We start from the raw sequence: 17,022 nt of genomic DNA, 5'->3' as shown, positions 1-17,022 counted from the left end.
AATGCATCGCTGCGTCTGTATGAAAACGGTTAAATCTCCGGTCTGTATCGAAGATAATCAGGACGTTGCTGCTTGCCATATTCAAAGAGACAGCACGTCACCCACTTCAATAAGGAAATATCATGCTCGACAAAAACATTATGGTTACAGCGCACACCGCCCTTCCCGGTCGTGATACCGCGATGAACGTTGAAGATACCCACTTCGTCAATGGCAGTTCACTCTCGGCAGAGCCGCAAGATGGCCAACAACAGATTTTAGTTGGCATGGGGTGTTTTTGGGGAGCAGAACGTCTGTTTTGGCAATTAGATGGCATCATTTCTACCTCGGTCGGCTACGCAGGTGGCTTTACGCCCAATCCAACCTATGAAGAAGTGTGTACAGGACAAACTGGACATACCGAAGTGGTACGAGTGGTATTTGATCCACAACGCCTACCACTGAGTGAACTGCTGCGAGCCTTTTGGGAGCGTCATGACCCAACTCAAGGTATGCGCCAAGGCAATGATCGTGGTACTCAGTATCGCTCTGCGATCTATTACTTCACCGAGCCACAACGAGACATCGCCGAAGCCTCAAAAGCGGAGTACCAAGCCCTGCTTGCAAGCCGTGAACGTGCATCGATTACGACTGAGATTTTGCCGGCAGGCCCGTACTACTTTGCAGAAACCTACCATCAACAATATCTGGCTAAGAATCCTAATGGATATTGTGGGCTTGGTGGTACTGGCGTGTGCTTCCCGCCACACACCACACTCTAAAGAGATCCTGATGAGGGGAATTTCTCTTTCCCCTCATTTGTGTGCTATACCTTTGTTTGCTCAACCTGAGGAAACAAAACCATGAAAAATAAAACACTTATCGCCTTACTCTTGGCATGCTCTCCTACTCTAGCGTTCGCGCACAACCTCACTCTCGGTAGCGCGGTGCCAGCCGTTGGCGTCGACAAGTACGGCGAAATCGTACTACAAGACAAAAATGTCAATTATCAGAAATGGAGCTCAGCCGATCTACTCGGCAAAGTTCGTGTCATTCAAGCCATCGCAGGGCGCAGCAGTTCGAAAGCACTGAACGCTCCGTTAATGACAGCAATTACCGCCTCCAAATTCCCGGCCGACAGCTACCAAACCACCACCATCATCAACCAAGATGATGCGATTTGGGGTACGGGGTCATTCGTAAAATCGTCGGCACAAGACAGCAAGAAAGAGTTTCCTTGGTCTTCCATGGTGCTCGATGAGTTCGGTTTGGTGGCCCAAGCATGGCAACTGCAAGCGGAATCATCCGCCATCATAGTGCAGGATAAACAAGGTAAAGTGCTGTTTGTCAAAGAAGGCGCACTGAGTGATGCTGAAATCCAAACCGTACTCGGCTTGATTCAACAAAACTTGTAACTGACCTACAGAACAAAGATAAGGGGTGAGTAAGGACTAACTTTCTCCCCTTATTTCTCGGCTACCAACTCATTCCAATACCTCTGAATCATCGCTTGCCTGATTTGAGAGTTGTTATATTATAACAACCGTCAATCACCCAAGGTCACGCACTATGTCGGTACACCAGCTACGTCCAACTCGCTTATCCATAGTGGCAATGCTCACTGTGGTGCTGGCGCTTTGGTTCAACGTGGCGGTGATTGACCACCAATTGGATCTGCATCCTGAGCACCACTTACAGCACGACTGTCAGTTGTTTGCTAGTGCCGCTCACGGCCTTAAAACTGCGCAGTGGGTACTTCCCTGTTGGCGCCAACAGGCTCCACAAGTGAGCGTTGAACGCCCCATCCAACGCGCCCAGTTACTGCTCTCCTATTTTGCTCGCTCACCGCCAGCGGCTTAAAACAAACCAAACCGATTGTTTCTTTTGTTTTAATTAGGAGTTATTCATGCATTACCCAACATTCCTCGCGCTGATGGTCGGCGCAACCCTGTCTGGCAACGCATTGGCTGATCATCAGCATCGCCAGCACGAAGCCCATGTTCACGGTCAAGTCGAGCTCAACATCGCCCAAGATGGTCACGATGTACTGATTGAAGTAACAGCGCCGGGAGCCGATGTGGTCGGTTTCGAACACGCACCACAAGATGACGCACAAAAGCAAGCGCTCGAAAATGCCTTAGAGGCACTACACCACCCAGAAAAACTGTTTGTGTTGAACAATAAAGCCCAATGTGAAACTCGCGATGTGCTGATCAAACACAATTTAGGCGGTGAGGAACATGAAGATCATCACTCTCATCAAGAGGGTGAAGCACATGACCACGACACTGCACACAATCATAGCGAACATGACCACGCCGCCCATGATCACCAAGGTCACGATCATGAAGCCGATGAGCATGATGAAGAGCATCAACACGGCACGTTCACTGTACAGTATCAATTCCACTGTGAAGCAATTGACGAGCTAAAACAAATTGATACCCAATGGTTCCAGCATTTCCCAAGCACAGAGAAAATCCAAGTTAATGTGCTAACCGAAAAGCAGCAAAGTGCGCTACAACTGAACGCGAAACAAACCCGCATCAGCTTGTAATAAACAGTGAGGGGTAAGTGACCACTTACCCCTCACAACGTTTGAAGTGCCAAAACATTAAGGAACCATGATGCCTGCTCACCGTTCTGATCCTGCTTCATCCGTCATTGAGTTGAATGAAGTGGTTTTCGGCTGGCCGGGTGCCAGCACTCCCACGTTGGAGATTGCCCATTTACAGGTCGCCAAAGGGGAACACCTGTTTGTCAAAGGCCCAAGTGGCTGTGGCAAATCCACCTTACTGAGTTTATTGACCGGTATTAACCTCGCAACACGAGGCAGCGTTGCTTTGCTCGGTTGCGATATGCGCACCCTAAGTGCCAGCCAGCGTGATCGCTTTCGCGCTGATCACATTGGCTATATTTTTCAGCAATTTAACTTACTGCCTTATCTCTCAGTCTTAGATAACGTGACCTTACCGTGCCATTTTTCCGCGCTGCGCAAACAGCAAGTCAGTGGTTCTTTGCCGCAAAAAGCGCAATCGCTCCTAGAAAGGTTACACCTGTCCAACGCGTTACTGAATAAACCCGTAACCGAGCTGAGCATCGGCCAGCAGCAACGTGTTGCCGCAGCGCGAGCATTAATTGGCGAGCCCAAACTGATCATCGCCGATGAACCCACCTCCGCCCTCGATTTTGATAACCGTGAAGCGTTTATTGCCTTGCTGCGCGAAGAGGCAGAGCGTGTCGGCTCGACTTTAGTTTTCGTTAGCCATGATCCAACACTAGAAAAACTCTTTGAACGCAGTATCCACTTACCGACGCTGAATCGTGCGGGAGGTTGGCAATGAAAGTGATCATCAATCTGGCGTGGAAAAGTTTACTCAATCGTAAAGCCACGGCACTGCTAACGGTGTTGACCGTTTCCATCGCCGTGGTGTTGCTGCTGGGGGTCGAGCGAATCCGCACCCAAGCCAAAGAGAGCTTTGCCAACACCATTTCGGGTACGGATTTGATCGTGGGGGGGCGCTCAGGGCAGGTCAATTTGCTGCTCTACTCGGTATTTCGCATTGGTAACGCCACCAACAATATTGATTGGCTAAGCTATCAAGAGTTTAGCCAACATCGCGCAGTCAAATGGACAATCCCCATCTCCTTGGGCGATTCACACAAAGGGTTTCGCGTTTTAGGTACCAATCACAGCTATTTCGAGCATTATCGTTACGGCAGTAAGCAACCTCTGACATTTTCTCAAGGTCGAGAGTTCAACGGCCTGTTTGAAACCGTGATCGGCTCCGATGTGGCCAAAGCTCTCGGTTATCAGATCGGCAGCAAAGTGGTTATTGCTCACGGCATCAGTGATGTCGGGTTTAGTCGCCACGATAATTTACCGTTTACGGTGGTCGGCATCTTGGCTCCTACAGGCACGCCAGTCGATAAAACCGTGCATGTCTCCTTAGAAGCGATAGAAGCGATTCATGTCGGGTGGGAGTCTGGTGCTAATCTTGGCCACCAGCCAAGTGCTGAGCAGCTCGCCAAGCGCGATTTTACCCCCAAACAAATCACCGCAATGCTGATTGGACTTAAATCAAAAATCCAAACTTTTGCCTTGCAGCGACAGATCAATGACTATCCGGCAGAACCGCTCAGCGCTATTATGCCCGGCGTAGCACTGCATGAGCTGTGGGGCATGATGTCGGTCGCAGAACAAGCCCTGATGGCCGTCTCGGTTTTTGTGGTGGTTGCAGGGCTGCTCGGCATGCTCAGTAGCTTGCTGACCAGTTTGCAAGAACGACGTCGAGAGATGTCCATCTTGCGGGCCATGGGAGCAAGACCACAGCATGTGTTTGCTTTATTGGTAAGTGAAGCCAGCGTGCTAACCTTACTGGGGATTGCGCTGGGAGTGAGCATTCTTTATCTGCTCCTCGCGGTTGCAGCCCCGATGATTGCAAGTCAGTACGGCATTCAAATTGCGCTGACCGGGCTCACGACTTATGAGTGGCAATTGCTCGGCAGTGTACAACTGGCAGGTATAGTGATTGGCTTTATTCCCGCACTGCGCGCTTATCGACAGTCGCTCAGTGATGGAATGACCATTCGCTTATAGAAATACAATGGGTGACAGACTCAAAATGAGATCAGTCACAAGGAAGCATTTAATGAAAATTTTTATGTTGATCGCGAGCCTTATCATGGCTCCGCTGTATTCAACGCCACTGTGGGCAAGTCAAGAAACGGCATCCGCGAGCGAGCAGGATGTACTGCAACTCGATTGGCTGGATTTGATCCCCGAGCAAGAGCGTAACTTGTTTGATCAACAAGGTATGCCGATGCCGGATCATAACGGTGATGAACCTGCCAAGCAGCAACACATTGGCAGCGTGCGAAGCGAACTCAATGGCAGCCGAGTCAAAATTCCTGGCTTTGTGATCCCATTAGAGGGCGATGATAAAAAAGTCACCGAATTTCTATTGGTCCCTTACTTTGGGGCATGTATCCACGTACCGCCGCCACCACCGAACCAGATCATTTACGTGAAGTTTCCAAAAGGCGCGCCCGTTCAAGAGCTGTGGGATGTGATTTATGTGATTGGGGAATTGAAAACCGAATCACTCAATCATGAACTTGCAGAAACCGCGTACACCATTCTAGGCACAGAAATCGCCGAGTACGACGATATGTAAAACAGATCCTCCCTGCGCCCGCGCGGGGAGGTTATACCAAATATTTCGATAAATACGCCAGTACCGAAAAATAGCCGATAAACAAAATAAATAGCGATAGGTACTTGGCCAATTTGCGCTCTTTCCAATACTTCATAGCCACCCCACAAACATTAATAACAACTTTAACAATTTATTATCATTTGTGATAGCACAAAATTGTGCGCTGAGTCCGAGAGTTTCACTGGCTGCTCAGCGGTGAACAGAGTAAATTTTAAAGCAGACTAAAAACCGTAGCAGAGGCCTTTAGGTAGCGCATGGCGGATAATATGACGCCTGTTGTGATCGAGCATGACTCTCAACAGAGCCAAGATAAACGAACCCACTCTCATTATGTCAAAGACAGCGGTAGCCGAATTTTGGTGATCGCGCGTCATCATGGCTTAGATGCTCAACTATTAACTGAAACGCCAGAAAACAGCGCGCTAGAACGTGCTGTGCAGCGCGAACGACAACGTAAAGAGCAGCGCCAGAAAAATCTAGAGCAGATCATCAAGATCGCACACAGCTCATGCCGTAATGAAACCGCAGGCGATCCAGACCAAGACTGGCTGTATCGCTTTTTCGATATGGCGCAGGATATTCACAACAGCTCCATGCAGCGGCTGTGGGCGCAAGTGCTGAAACGTGAAGTGACCAATCCCGGTTTCACTTCGATGAAAGCCCTGAAAGTGCTGCAAGATATGACGCCTAAAGAAGCGCAGATTTTGCAACGCGCCGCGGCGCTCGCGTGCAGTTTTGGTTCAGACACCAGTTTGAAATTGCTGATTGGCTATAAAGCGCAAAATAGTCTGTTTAGTCTTGGCAAACGCATTACCACCCAAGCGATCAATATTGGTAATCACCAACTGCCCTATTCCAGCTTGTTGGTGTTGATTGAGCTTGGCCTGCTTCACGCGACGGAATTGGAGTCTGGCGAAATTGAATCCGAACCCGCTCTGCTGCTCAGCTATCAGGGCAAAAATCTGCATTTGCAGCCAATGAGCAAAGGCGTACGCCTAATCTATTATCGCTTCAGCCCAACGGGCAATGAGCTGTGTCGTCTGCTGGGTAACAAACCCAACATGACGTACTACGATCAACTGGTAGCCTTGCTTACCCAAAAATTCACGATGCAGACCGAAGTGAGCAGCAGCTCGATTCACCACACAGTGTGAGTAGTTTTCACAAAGCAGGATCAAAAAAGCGACCGGATGGTCGCTTTTTGTTTTTTATTTACTTGTATTGACTTGATATCTAAAGAGTTAGCCTTGATGCTGAATGATATTACGCTCTGCTAACGCTTGTAGGCACTGCACCACCAACTCATCCACGCTTTTTTCACCCGCAGGCAAATCAATATCCGGATTGAGCGGAGCTTCGTAAGCGGAGTCAATGCCCGTAAACTGGCGAATTTCTCCGGCACGGGCCTTTTTGTATAAGCCTTTCGGGTCACGCGCTTCGCACACATCCAATGACGTGTTGACGAACACTTCAATAAACTCACCTGCTGGCAACAAATCTCGCACCATCTGGCGCTCAGCGCGATGTGGTGAGATAAATGCCGTCAGCACTATCAGCCCCGCATCCGCCATCAGCTTGGCAAGCTCACCAATGCGGCGAATGTTTTCCCGTCTATCCTGTTCAGAAAAGCCGAGATCGCTACACAAACCGTGGCGTACGTTATCACCATCCAGCAGATAAGTATGATAACCAAGCTCAGCTAAACGGTTTTCAAGCGCCCCTGCCACGGTTGATTTGCCCGCGCCAGATAAACCCGTAAACCAGAGTACCGCTGGGCGCTGCTCTTTCAGCGCCGCACGTTGCTCTTTGTCCACGACATGACGATGCCACACCACATTATGCTCATTGGCATCTTGTTCACGGCTCATGCTCTCTCCTTGCTTTACCATTAGCGCCTCGCTCATGCTTTGCCTAAACGGCTCAAATCAATCGCTTGCCAATGTGGGAAATGTTTACGCACTAGCGCATTCAACTCTAATTCAAAGGCGGAGAATTGCTCGGTTTGACCCGCAATATTTTGCAAACTGTCACGTACTAAGCCTGCGCCAACGGTAACGTTAGTCAGACGGTCAATAATGATGAAACCACCCGTATCCGCACAATCCAGATACTTATCGATCGCCACCGTTTGAGTCAAAGTCCACTCGCACAAACCAATTCCATTAAGCGGCAAACTCTCCGCGTGGTAGGTCGACAAGTTATTGATGTCGTACTGATGGCGCACAGCTTTCACTTGACCCACAGTTTTCTTACCAGCGATTTTGATATCGTAATCACGGCCAACTTTCAGTGGCTGCTCCGTCATCCACACCACATCAGCCAGCAAATGGTTAGTGCTGTCGACTTGTGCGCTTTCAAGCACAATTAAATCGCCACGACTGATGTCGATCTCATCAGCCAGAGTCAAGGTCACCGCCAATCCAGCTTGTGCTTGAGGCAAATCACCATCAAAGGTCACAATACGAGTCACGGTTGAGGTTTTACCCGATGGCAGTGCTTTGATCTTATCGCCCACCTTCACCACACCAGAAGCGATCGTACCCGCGAAACCGCGAAAATCGAGGTTGGGACGATTCACATACTGCACAGGGAAGCGGAACTCACCACCACTTTTGTCACGGTCAATATCGACATTTTCCAGTAGCTCAAGCAGTGATGGGCCTTGATACCAATCCATCAAACGGCTTTTTTCGACCACGTTATCGCCTTCCAATGCCGAAAGCGGGATGATCTGAATATCCGTTTCCCCCTGCAAATGCTTAGAAAACTCAAGGTATTCTGCGCGGATTTGTTCAAAACGATCTTGCGAATAATCGACCAGATCCATTTTGTTTACCGCCACGATAAAATGCTTCAAACCGAGCAGATTGGAGATAAACGAGTGACGACGCGTTTGATCCAGTACGCCTTTACGCGCATCAATCAAGATCACCGCCAGATCACAGGTCGATGCGCCGGTGGCCATATTGCGAGTGTACTGTTCATGCCCCGGAGTATCAGAAATGATGAATTTACGTTTCTGGGTTGAGAAATAACGATACGCGACATCAATCGTGATGCCTTGTTCACGCTCAGCTTGCAAGCCATCCACCAGCAGTGCTAAGTCTGGGCGACTGCCCGTTGTACCGACACGCTGGCTGTCGTTATGTACCGCCGCCAACTGATCTTCATAAATCTGTTTTGAGTCGTGAAGCAAACGACCGATCAAGGTACTTTTACCATCGTCGACCGAGCCACAGGTTAAGAATCTCAGTAAGGATTTGTGTTGATGCTGATTGAGGTAACCTTCAATACCGAGCTCAGCGAGCTGTTCTTTGACTGCATTGTTCATACGCTTTCCTTCGATCCTTAAAAGTAACCTTGACGTTTTTTCAGTTCCATTGATCCCGACTGATCGTGATCGATCGCGCGGCCTTGACGCTCACTGGAGGTCGCCACCAGCATCTCTTCAATAATTTCGGTCAGTGTGTTGGCTTGTGACTCAATTGCCCCAGTCAGTGGGTAACAACCTAAGGTGCGGAAACGCACGCTTTTATGTTCAATCTGTTCGCCTTCACGCAGTTCCATGCGCTCATCATCCACCATGATCAGCATGCCATCACGCTGCACAACCGGGCGTACATCGGCTAAATAGAGCGGAACAATCTCGATATTTTCCAAATAGATGTATTGCCAAATATCCAGCTCAGTCCAGTTAGAAAGAGGGAACACACGAATGCTTTCGCCTTTGTTGATTTGGCCGTTATAGGTACGCCATAGCTCTGGGCGCTGATTTTTCGGGTCCCAAGTATGGTTTTTATCGCGGAAAGAGTAGACACGCTCTTTGGCACGCGATTTCTCTTCATCGCGACGCGCACCACCAAAGGCCGCATCAAAACCATATTTGTTCAACGCCTGCTTCAAGCCTTGGGTTTTCATGATGTCGGTGTGTTTGGAAGAACCATGCACGAACGGGCTAATTCCTGCTGCGATTCCTTCCGGATTTTTATGCACCAACAGCTCAAAGCCGTATTTTTTTGCCGTTGCATCGCGAAATGCGATCATGTCGCGAAACTTCCAGTCGGTATCAACATGCAGCAAAGGAAACGGAATTTTGCCCGGATAGAACGCTTTGCGCGCCAAATGCAACATCACCGATGAATCTTTACCAATCGAGTACATCATCACCGGATTATCAAATTCTGCCGCCACTTCACGAATGATGTGGATACTTTCTGCTTCCAACTGTTTTAAATGGGTTAAACGTTGTTGATCCATTTTTCCTGCTTCCTTTTCGCTTGCCTGACGGCGAGACGCTGCGCCTTGGCAACGCCGTATCTTTTAAATCATGAGTTATGAACAAGAGGATGTGCGTTCACACTTAGGCCGATTGCGCAGCATCAAGCTGCTCAGCTTGATGCCTTTCACCAAACCAGTGCAGTTTGTCCGCCAGCGCCACCACTTCACCGACCACAATCAACGCGGGTGATTGCGCCTGAATCGCCAAACTTGGCAAGGTTTGTAGGGTGCCAATCAGCACCTTCTGGCTGGTTTGTGTACCACGTTCAATGATCGCTACCGGTGTGTTAGCATCGCGGCCATGTTGCTGGAGCTGCTCAGCAATCGCAGCGGCATTGCTTAAGCCCATGTAAATCACTAAGGTTTGTTGCCCACGTGCCAGAGTTGACCAATCCAAATCCTCGGCTTGAGCTTTTAAATGACCCGTCACAAATAAAGCGGATTGAGCGTAATCACGATGAGTCAATGGAATGCCGGCGTACGCGGTTGCACCTGCCGCTGCGGTAATGCCGGGGACGATCTGGAATTTCACGCCTGCTTCAAACAGCACTTCCAGCTCTTCACCACCACGACCAAACATGAAGGGATCGCCGCCTTTAATGCGCACGACTCGATAACCTTGACGGGCAAAGTCCACCAACAACTGGTTAGTTTTTTCTTGCGGCACACTATGGTGACCCGCACGTTTGCCAACGCAGACTAAAATCGTTTCTGTCGGAATCAACGCCATGATGTCATCGGAGACTAAGTAGTCGTACAGCACCACATCAGCTTGCTGTAGGTAGCTGAGGGCTTTTACCGTCAAGAGCTCAGGGTCACCCGGACCTGCGCCCACCAACGCCACTTCACCCGCTTGTAGCTGGCTGCGCGTCGCACGCGAATAATTTGAGCCTTCCACAACGGCTAAGCGAGGGGTTTTACGAAAGGGGGTCACCGCATCCTGCGCCATAATCTTGATCCTAAATTGGTCTGTTACAGGCATTATGAGCAGTTCTATTTATTACCTGAAATTCTATAATTTCATTTTTTATTCCAAAAGCTGATATAAGCGGAGCGAAATGGGCATATCGATATAAGATCAGCAGATTGCTCGACCAACTCTGCGCAAGAGCAGCATGCTAACTGGGAGCAAGGGGGCAATTTGGGATAAAGGTATCGCGCCACATCACAAATTAGTGATGAGTGAAATCGTTGTTTCACAGACTTTTGTTACATTTATCGAGTTGTTTTGTATTTTCCCCTCTAACACTCATTTTGGAGTCTGTGATGACCATGATGATCAAACCTGTTTCTTTAGCGGTTCTCGGTGGCCTGTTAGCCATGGCTGACCCTGCAATGGCTGATACGATCAAACTGCGTATTGTCGAAACCACTGATATTCATACTAATTTGATGGATTATGACTACTACAAAGATAAAGCCTCCGATCAAATTGGCCTGACGCGTGCAGCAACGCTGGTTAAGCAAGCCCGTGCCGAAGTCGATAACAGCGTGTTGGTGGATAACGGTGACTTGATTCAAGGCAGCCCAATGGGCGATTACATGGCGGATAAGGGCATTAAAGCGGGTGAAGTCCATCCGGTTTACAAAGCGATGAATCCACTGGGCTATGATGTGGGCAACATTGGTAACCACGAATTCAACTACGGCCTCGATTTCTTAAAAGAAACCATCAACGATGCCGCATTCCCCTACATCAATGCCAACGTGTTTGATGCCAAAACAGGTCAGCACCTGTTCACACCTTACGTCATTAAAGAGCACAGCCTCAAAGATACCGATGGTCAAATGCATACCATCAAAATCGGTTATATCGGCTTTGTACCACCGCAAATCATGGTGTGGGATAAGAAGAATCTTGAAGGCAAAGTCACCGCAGCCGACATCAAGCAAACCGCCGAAAAATTCATTCCAGAAATGAGAGCACAAGGCGCTGACGTGATTGTAGCCATCCCACACTCAGGGATCAGCACCGATGAATACCAAGCGGGCGCAGAAAACTCGGTTTACTACCTGACTCAAGTGAAAGGCATTGATGCGATTGCGTTTGGTCACTCACACGCCGTATTCCCAAGCAAAGATTTTGCGAACGTACCGGGCGCAGACATCGATAAAGGCACCATCAATGGTGTCACCGCCGTAATGCCGGGGCGCTGGGGTAGCCATGTTGGGGTGATGGATCTAACGTTGGAAAAACAACAAGGCCGCTGGACGGTCACTTCCGGTCAATCTGAAGCTCGCTCTATCTTCGATAAAGCCAATAAGAAAGCGTTAGTCGAAGCCGATGCTGCGATGGTGAAAGCACTACAAGAGGATCACAAAGGCACCCGCGATTTTGTTAACCAACCGATTGGCAAAGCCAACGATGTGATGTACAGCTTCTTGTCATTAGTACAAGACGATCCAACCGTACAAATCGTGAACTTGGCGCAAAAAGATTATGTGGAACGCTTTATTCAAGGCGATCCAAACCTTGATGGTTTGCCAGTGCTCTCCGCTGCTGCGCCTTTCAAAGCTGGTGGTCGTAAAGATGACCCGAACGGCTTTACCGAAGTGGAAGCGGGTGAGCTCACTTTCCGTAACGCAGCCGATCTTTATCTCTACCCGAACACCTTAGTCACCATGAAAGTGAGCGGATATGAGCTAAAAGAGTGGCTAGAGTGTTCAGCAGGCCAATTTAACCAAATTGATGTGACGTCTAGCGCACCGCAATCGCTCATCAACTGGGATGGTTTCCGCACTTATAACTTTGATGTGATCGATGGCGTCAACTACCAAATCGATGTGACTCAACCTGTGCGCTACGACGGCGATTGCAAACTGATCAATCCTAAATCACAGCGTATTGTGAAGCTGACCTATCAAGGTAAGCCGATTAGTGATAAACAGACGTTCTTGATTGCCACCAACAACTACCGCGCTTATAGCAATAAGTTCGCGGGAACTGGTGCTAAGTTTGTTGCGTTTGATTCACCGGATGAAAACCGAACTGTAGTGGCCGATTACATTGCGCGTGTAAGCAAAGAAAAAGGTGAAGTGACACCAAGTGCGGACAACAACTGGTCATTTGCTCCGATTTCCAGTAAAACCAAGCTGGATATCCGCTTTGAAACCTCACCAAGTGATAAGGCAACCCAGTTTATTAAACAAAAAGGCCAATATCCGATGACGCAAGTTGCGACCGATGAGGTCGGTTTTGCGGTGTATCGTATCGACCTACAAAAATAAGCACTGATAACCCAATGTTGAAGCGGCAACCAACACTGCTGCGGCTTCAAGTCCCCAGAGTTATCACGTAAAGTAAACAGCCACCCTGAGTGGCTGTTTCTCTTTTTCTATGAGGCTTTTATGCAAGCGCAGTTTCAGGCTTATCTCAAACAACATGGCTTTTCGGATGCCGAGTGCACACAGCTACAGAGCGTTGCCCAGCCATTAGAGTTACCCACCCGGCATATTTTGGTCGCGCAAGGCGAGCAAACACCGTTTGCGTATTGGGTGTTAGAAGGGCTGTGCCACGCTTGTTATCTCACCGAAGAGGGGAAAAGTTTCAGTAAAGAGTTCTACTGGGAGCAAGATTGGGCGATTGGTTTTGAAAACCTGATCCGCGACCAAGGTTCGCCATTTATGTTAGAGACCTTATCCCCCGTGCAATTAGTGGGAGTACCGATTGAAGTATTGCGCGAATGGCGTGCGAGTCACCATCCTCTTTATCAGCGTTTGCTGGAAACCCAACTGCTGTACAAGGAGCAAAAAGAGCGCTTTATGTTGCTTTATCGGCCTGAGCAGCGCTATCAAGTGATGTGCGCGCAATTTCCGGAATTGATGGAGCGGCTTTGCGATCACCACATCGCCGCTTATTTGGGGATCACGCCGATCAGCCTCAGCCGCATCAAAGCACGGCTGAGAAATCATTCGTGATGATTATTTGAGTAAACGAGCGCGGAACTGACGTCCCTTCATCTTACCGTTGGCGATTTTATTCAGTGCTTTATGGGCAATTTTCTTCTGTACGGCCACATAAGCGCGCATCGGGAACAGGTTGATCTTGCCGATATGCTCCGCAGTCAGTTCGCCATCACTGGTCAGCGCGCCAAGAATATCTCCTGGGCGTACCTTATCTTTCTTACCGCCATCAATCTGGATAGTCACCATGTTAGCGGCGTAAGGACGCGCACCTGCAACAAGCTGTGGCAAGCTAGAAGGCACAATCTCGATATCCATGTACTCATCAATTTGTGCTACGCGATAGCTCTCATTATCGCTAAAGAAGCTAAACGCCAAGCCTTTGCTGCCTGCGCGACCAGTACGACCGATACGGTGTACATGCACTTCAGGATCGCGTGACAAATCGTAGTTAAACACCGCATCGAGGTTATCCACATCCAGACCGCGAGCTGCGACATCGGTCGCGACCAGAATAGAAATACTCTTATTGGCAAACTGCACTAGAGCTTGGTCACGTTCACGCTGTTCCATATCACCATGCAGTTCAATCACGCTAAAGCCGCTTTGATGCAAAGCATCGGCGACATTTTGCACTTCACGCTTGGTATTACAAAACACCACTGAAGAGATCGGTTGATGGTGCAGCAGTAAAGTTTCCAGTGCTTCATCACGCGCAGCGCTGCCATCCACCTTATAAAAATATTGGCGAATACTCGAAGTATCATGCGTTGCCGCGACTTTAATCATCATCGCATTGCGAGTCACACTTTGTGCGATCTGCTCAATGCTGGCTGGGTAAGTGGCACTAAACAGCAAGGTTTGACGCTGGATTGGCGTGGCAGCGATGATCGCTTCCAGTGCTTCTTGGAAGCCCATTTCGAGCATGCGGTCAGCTTCATCCAACACCAGTGTATTGAGCTCACTCAGGTCGATACGATCTTTACTCAGGTGATCCAAAATTCGTCCCGGCGTACCTACCAAAATATGTGCGCCATGCTCAAGGGAACCGATCTGCGGCCCCATCGGCATACCGCCGCACAGAGTCAGCACTTTGATATTGTGAATAGTGCGTCCCAACGTACGAATGTCGGTTGCCACTTGGTCAGCTAACTCACGCGTTGGGCACAACACTAGGGCTTGCACGCGAAAGCGTTTCACATTGAGATTTGATAACACCCCAAGACCAAACGCCGCCGTTTTGCCTGAGCCTGTTTTTCCTTGGCCAATCACATCCTGTCCATTGAGGATTGCGGGAAGAGATTGCGCCTGAATCGGAGTCATAGAAGCAAACCCCATCGTATCAAGGTTAGCGAGTAATTCAGGCTTCAGATTCAAAGCTGCAAAAGAGTTGGCGTTCAAGGGGTGTCCTCAGTGTGACGAAAAAAGAAGCGCTATTATCGTCATTTTGCTCGCGAGCTCCAGTGAATCTTGATTTAAATTTTCCTCTCGGTGCTTAACCTTTGTTAACGCTTGTTTTTGCCTAGCCTGTTACAGTACCGCTATTCATATCCGTATCGATCTTATATTCAAGGAGATAACGATGCTTACCTGGCAATGCATCCCTTTTTGCCAATTAACCACCGAACAGCTGTACGATCTACTTAAACTACGTGTCGATGTTTTTGTGGTGGAACAGACCTGTCCTTACCCGGAGTTGGATAACAAAGATCGCGTCAGCGGTGTGCATCATTTACTCGGCTATCAAGATCAAGAGTTGGTGGCTTGTGCACGCTTACTGCCAATCGGCATCAGTTATCCAAGCGTCAGTATTGGTCGAGTGGCGACGAAGGCTAGCGCACGTGGTAATGGCTTAGGCCATCAGTTACTACAAACCGCACTTGAGCATTGCCAACGCTTATGGCCGCAACAATCGATTGAAATTGGTGCGCAGGAGCATCTGCGTGAGTTTTATGGTCGTTATGGTTTTATGGCCACCTCAGAGACCTATCTGGAAGATGGCATTCCCCACATCGATATGAAAAGAACTTAATCATGAGTCGTGCAACCTTGGCCGTGTGGCTGCTGATCTTGGGTAACTTAGCGGCCTCACTCTCTGATGTGGCGGTTAAAATGCTGCAAGGAGAGGTGGTGCCGTTCCAGTACATCTTTCTGCGCCAATTGTTCGCATTCGCTCTGATTTGGCCACTTTGGCGATGCCAACCCAAAGTCTTACGTCAACTGCATGATCCCAAAATCACTTGGGTACGCGCTCATCTGGTACTTTTCGGGGCCGGTTGCATGGTGGTCGCCATTTCGTATCTGCCTTTAGCCACCGCCAATGCGGTTTTTTACGCCGCACCACTGCTCATGCTGCCGCTTTCCATCTTATTTCTGAAAGAGAAACCCAGCCGCAGCAAGATAGTGGCAACAGTAACCGGGTTTATCGGGGTATTGATTGTATTGCGACCGTCGCAGTTCCATTGGGCCGCTTTATTTGCCCTAGGCACGGCATTTTCACTGGCGCTATTTAATCTACTGGCCCGCACGATCCCAGAACGCCAACCCGTGATCACGACATTAATGTGGACATCGCTTTTTTCATTACCGATTTCGGGGTTATTGGCCACAGCTTATTGGCAACCATTAACCCTAAATCAGTGGTTATGGATTGCCGCCAGCTCAGGGCTGATCTTGCTGTACAACGGATTTGCTGTTGCGGCCTATCAAAAAGCGCCAGCCAGTCAAATCGCACTGGCTGAATATTCCGGGCTGATTTTTGTCGCTGCCTTTGGGGCAATTGGATTTGGTGAGCTTTTAGATACGTTAACTTGGCTTGGCATAGGAATGATTATCCTGCCTTTACTACCGAGTGCACGGTTAATGAGGTGGTGGGGATTACTTACTGCGCCCAAAACCACCATCAGAAAGACGGAAGAACATTACTGATTGGTTATTACGCTCCAGTTGCAAAATGTCCAGTTGACCATTTTCAGCCAATTTGAAACGAATGAGTTGACCCGCTTGGATTTGACTCAAGGGTTTATCCGAACCTTCCACTTTGACCAAGGCATTGATATCGGTGAGTGGCAGCTCGTTATTGCGAAATACCTGAGACAGCGTATCCCCTTGGCGAACAACGTACTCTTGCCAAGCTGAAGATTTGAGTTCTGCTTGAGCTTGAGTGCGTTGTTCGCTCAAGCTTTGCGTATTCATCCCCACCTCAATCCGTTTCGGGGTCGAAGCGGCCTCATTCACCACGTCTTGCTTATCTGGCAGGGGGATCACCATCAAAACCAGTACCGCGGGTGTTAACACCATCAAACCACGACGATGGCGCAGCGGGAGCCGCAACCAAAGCTCGCGAAGTTGTTGGCGATATCGAGGCCAATCCAATTGCTGCCAGTACACTTGTACTTGGGCAAGATAATCAGTTTGCTGCGGCTTCTTGTGGCGGCGGTTCATGTTCAAAGTCCTTTAATTACTTGCCCACAGTATAAAAATTCATGAGGTTAGAGTATAGAGTCGAGTAACTTTAAAGCCAAAGCTTGACACAATCTTGATGTTTTTCGCTGAACTTTCTGCGGCACGTCACACCGAAACCCGTCAATCGATTTAGGGCTAAACGTTTCATCACACGATCTAACCTGTTATTCTGTCGCCT

The 17,022-nt window shown here is 49.0% G+C and carries 18 protein-coding genes; 12 read left to right on the top strand and 6 right to left on the bottom strand.

Going from position 1 to position 17,022, the window contains the following annotated elements; genetic code table 11:
- The first annotated feature begins 122 nt into the window (after window positions 1–122).
- The 8 genes from msrA to EPB59_RS00780 all read left to right on the top strand — a co-directional run bounded on the left by msrA (window position 123) and on the right by EPB59_RS00780 (window position 6,352).
- Window positions 123–761, top strand: a complete 639-nt coding sequence (gene msrA / locus EPB59_RS00815) for a peptide-methionine (S)-S-oxide reductase MsrA (RefSeq protein WP_154171336.1) — start codon at window positions 123–125, stop codon at window positions 759–761.
- Between the two features lie 81 nt (window positions 762–842).
- Complete coding sequence (locus EPB59_RS00810) at window positions 843–1,394, top strand: YtfJ family protein (RefSeq protein ID WP_154171335.1); 552 nt, start codon at window positions 843–845, stop codon at window positions 1,392–1,394.
- Between the two features lie 154 nt (window positions 1,395–1,548).
- On the top strand, window positions 1,549–1,839 hold the full coding sequence (locus EPB59_RS00805; RefSeq protein WP_154171334.1) for a DUF2607 domain-containing protein: 291 nt from the start codon (window positions 1,549–1,551) through the stop codon (window positions 1,837–1,839).
- Between the two features lie 46 nt (window positions 1,840–1,885).
- Window positions 1,886–2,536, top strand: a complete 651-nt coding sequence (gene zrgA / locus EPB59_RS00800; RefSeq protein ID WP_154171333.1) for a zinc uptake protein ZrgA — start codon at window positions 1,886–1,888, stop codon at window positions 2,534–2,536.
- Window positions 2,537–2,606: 70 nt separating this feature from the next.
- The gene (locus tag EPB59_RS00795; RefSeq protein ID WP_154171332.1) at window positions 2,607–3,323 is read left to right on the top strand and encodes an ABC transporter ATP-binding protein; all 717 of its coding nucleotides are present in this window, start codon (window positions 2,607–2,609) and stop codon (window positions 3,321–3,323) included.
- Window positions 3,320–4,579, top strand: a complete 1,260-nt coding sequence (locus EPB59_RS00790; protein ID WP_154171331.1) for an ABC transporter permease — start codon at window positions 3,320–3,322, stop codon at window positions 4,577–4,579. The genes EPB59_RS00795 and EPB59_RS00790 overlap by 4 nt, the downstream gene beginning before the upstream one ends.
- Window positions 4,580–4,631: 52 nt before the next feature.
- Window positions 4,632–5,156: a DUF3299 domain-containing protein gene (locus tag EPB59_RS00785; RefSeq protein WP_154171330.1), complete on the top strand. Its 525-nt coding sequence runs from the start codon at window positions 4,632–4,634 to the stop codon at window positions 5,154–5,156.
- 296 nt (window positions 5,157–5,452) lie between these two features.
- The gene (locus EPB59_RS00780; protein ID WP_154171329.1) at window positions 5,453–6,352 is read left to right on the top strand and encodes a TIGR03899 family protein; all 900 of its coding nucleotides are present in this window, start codon (window positions 5,453–5,455) and stop codon (window positions 6,350–6,352) included.
- An 87-nt stretch (window positions 6,353–6,439) separates the two neighbouring features.
- On the opposite strand, the gene cysC is transcribed toward EPB59_RS00780, so the two are convergent.
- The 4 genes from cysC to cobA all read right to left on the bottom strand — a co-directional run bounded on the left by cysC (window position 6,440) and on the right by cobA (window position 10,425).
- Complete coding sequence (gene cysC / locus EPB59_RS00775; RefSeq protein WP_431355102.1) at window positions 6,440–7,066, bottom strand: adenylyl-sulfate kinase; 627 nt, start codon at window positions 7,064–7,066, stop codon at window positions 6,440–6,442.
- Window positions 7,067–7,098: 32 nt separating this feature from the next.
- A complete protein-coding gene (cysN, locus tag EPB59_RS00770) occupies window positions 7,099–8,529 on the bottom strand; it encodes a sulfate adenylyltransferase subunit CysN (protein ID WP_154171327.1) in 1,431 nt (476 codons plus the stop codon).
- Window positions 8,530–8,546: 17 nt separating this feature from the next.
- Window positions 8,547–9,455, bottom strand: coding sequence for a sulfate adenylyltransferase subunit CysD (cysD, locus tag EPB59_RS00765; protein WP_154171326.1), 909 nt, complete (start codon window positions 9,453–9,455; stop codon window positions 8,547–8,549).
- Between the two features lie 103 nt (window positions 9,456–9,558).
- Window positions 9,559–10,425: a uroporphyrinogen-III C-methyltransferase gene (gene cobA / locus EPB59_RS00760; RefSeq protein ID WP_195707023.1), complete on the bottom strand. Its 867-nt coding sequence runs from the start codon at window positions 10,423–10,425 to the stop codon at window positions 9,559–9,561.
- Between the two features lie 371 nt (window positions 10,426–10,796).
- Here cobA and cpdB point away from each other — a divergent pair, with 371 nt between their 5' ends.
- Entirely contained in the window at window positions 10,797–12,704 is a 1,908-nt protein-coding gene (gene cpdB, locus EPB59_RS00755) for a 2',3'-cyclic-nucleotide 2'-phosphodiesterase (RefSeq protein WP_241666233.1), read from the top strand.
- 120 nt (window positions 12,705–12,824) lie between these two features.
- Window positions 12,825–13,394, top strand: a complete 570-nt coding sequence (locus EPB59_RS00750; RefSeq protein ID WP_154171323.1) for a Crp/Fnr family transcriptional regulator — start codon at window positions 12,825–12,827, stop codon at window positions 13,392–13,394.
- A gap of 3 nt (window positions 13,395–13,397) precedes the next feature.
- On the opposite strand, the gene dbpA is transcribed toward EPB59_RS00750, so the two are convergent.
- Window positions 13,398–14,780, bottom strand: a complete 1,383-nt coding sequence (gene dbpA / locus EPB59_RS00745; protein ID WP_154171322.1) for an ATP-dependent RNA helicase DbpA — start codon at window positions 14,778–14,780, stop codon at window positions 13,398–13,400.
- 181 nt (window positions 14,781–14,961) lie between these two features.
- Here dbpA and EPB59_RS00740 point away from each other — a divergent pair, with 181 nt between their 5' ends.
- Together EPB59_RS00740 and EPB59_RS00735 are read left to right on the top strand one after the other, a co-directional pair.
- Window positions 14,962–15,411: a GNAT family N-acetyltransferase gene (locus EPB59_RS00740; RefSeq protein WP_154171321.1), complete on the top strand. Its 450-nt coding sequence runs from the start codon at window positions 14,962–14,964 to the stop codon at window positions 15,409–15,411.
- Between the two features lie 2 nt (window positions 15,412–15,413).
- Window positions 15,414–16,307, top strand: a complete 894-nt coding sequence (locus tag EPB59_RS00735) for a DMT family transporter (RefSeq protein WP_154171320.1) — start codon at window positions 15,414–15,416, stop codon at window positions 16,305–16,307.
- Here the strand turns inward: EPB59_RS00735 and EPB59_RS00730 are convergent.
- A complete protein-coding gene (locus tag EPB59_RS00730; protein WP_195707022.1) occupies window positions 16,257–16,823 on the bottom strand; it encodes a LysM-like peptidoglycan-binding domain-containing protein in 567 nt (188 codons plus the stop codon). The two genes, EPB59_RS00735 and EPB59_RS00730, sit on opposite strands and share 51 nt — an antisense overlap.
- Window positions 16,824–17,022: the final 199 nt, after the last annotated feature.

It is taken from the genome of Vibrio metoecus (assembly GCF_009665255.1).
Lineage (GTDB): Bacteria > Pseudomonadota > Gammaproteobacteria > Enterobacterales > Vibrionaceae > Vibrio > Vibrio metoecus_B.
Note: the sequence above shows the minus strand (reverse complement) of the source record. Positions and strands in the feature narration are given on the sequence as shown.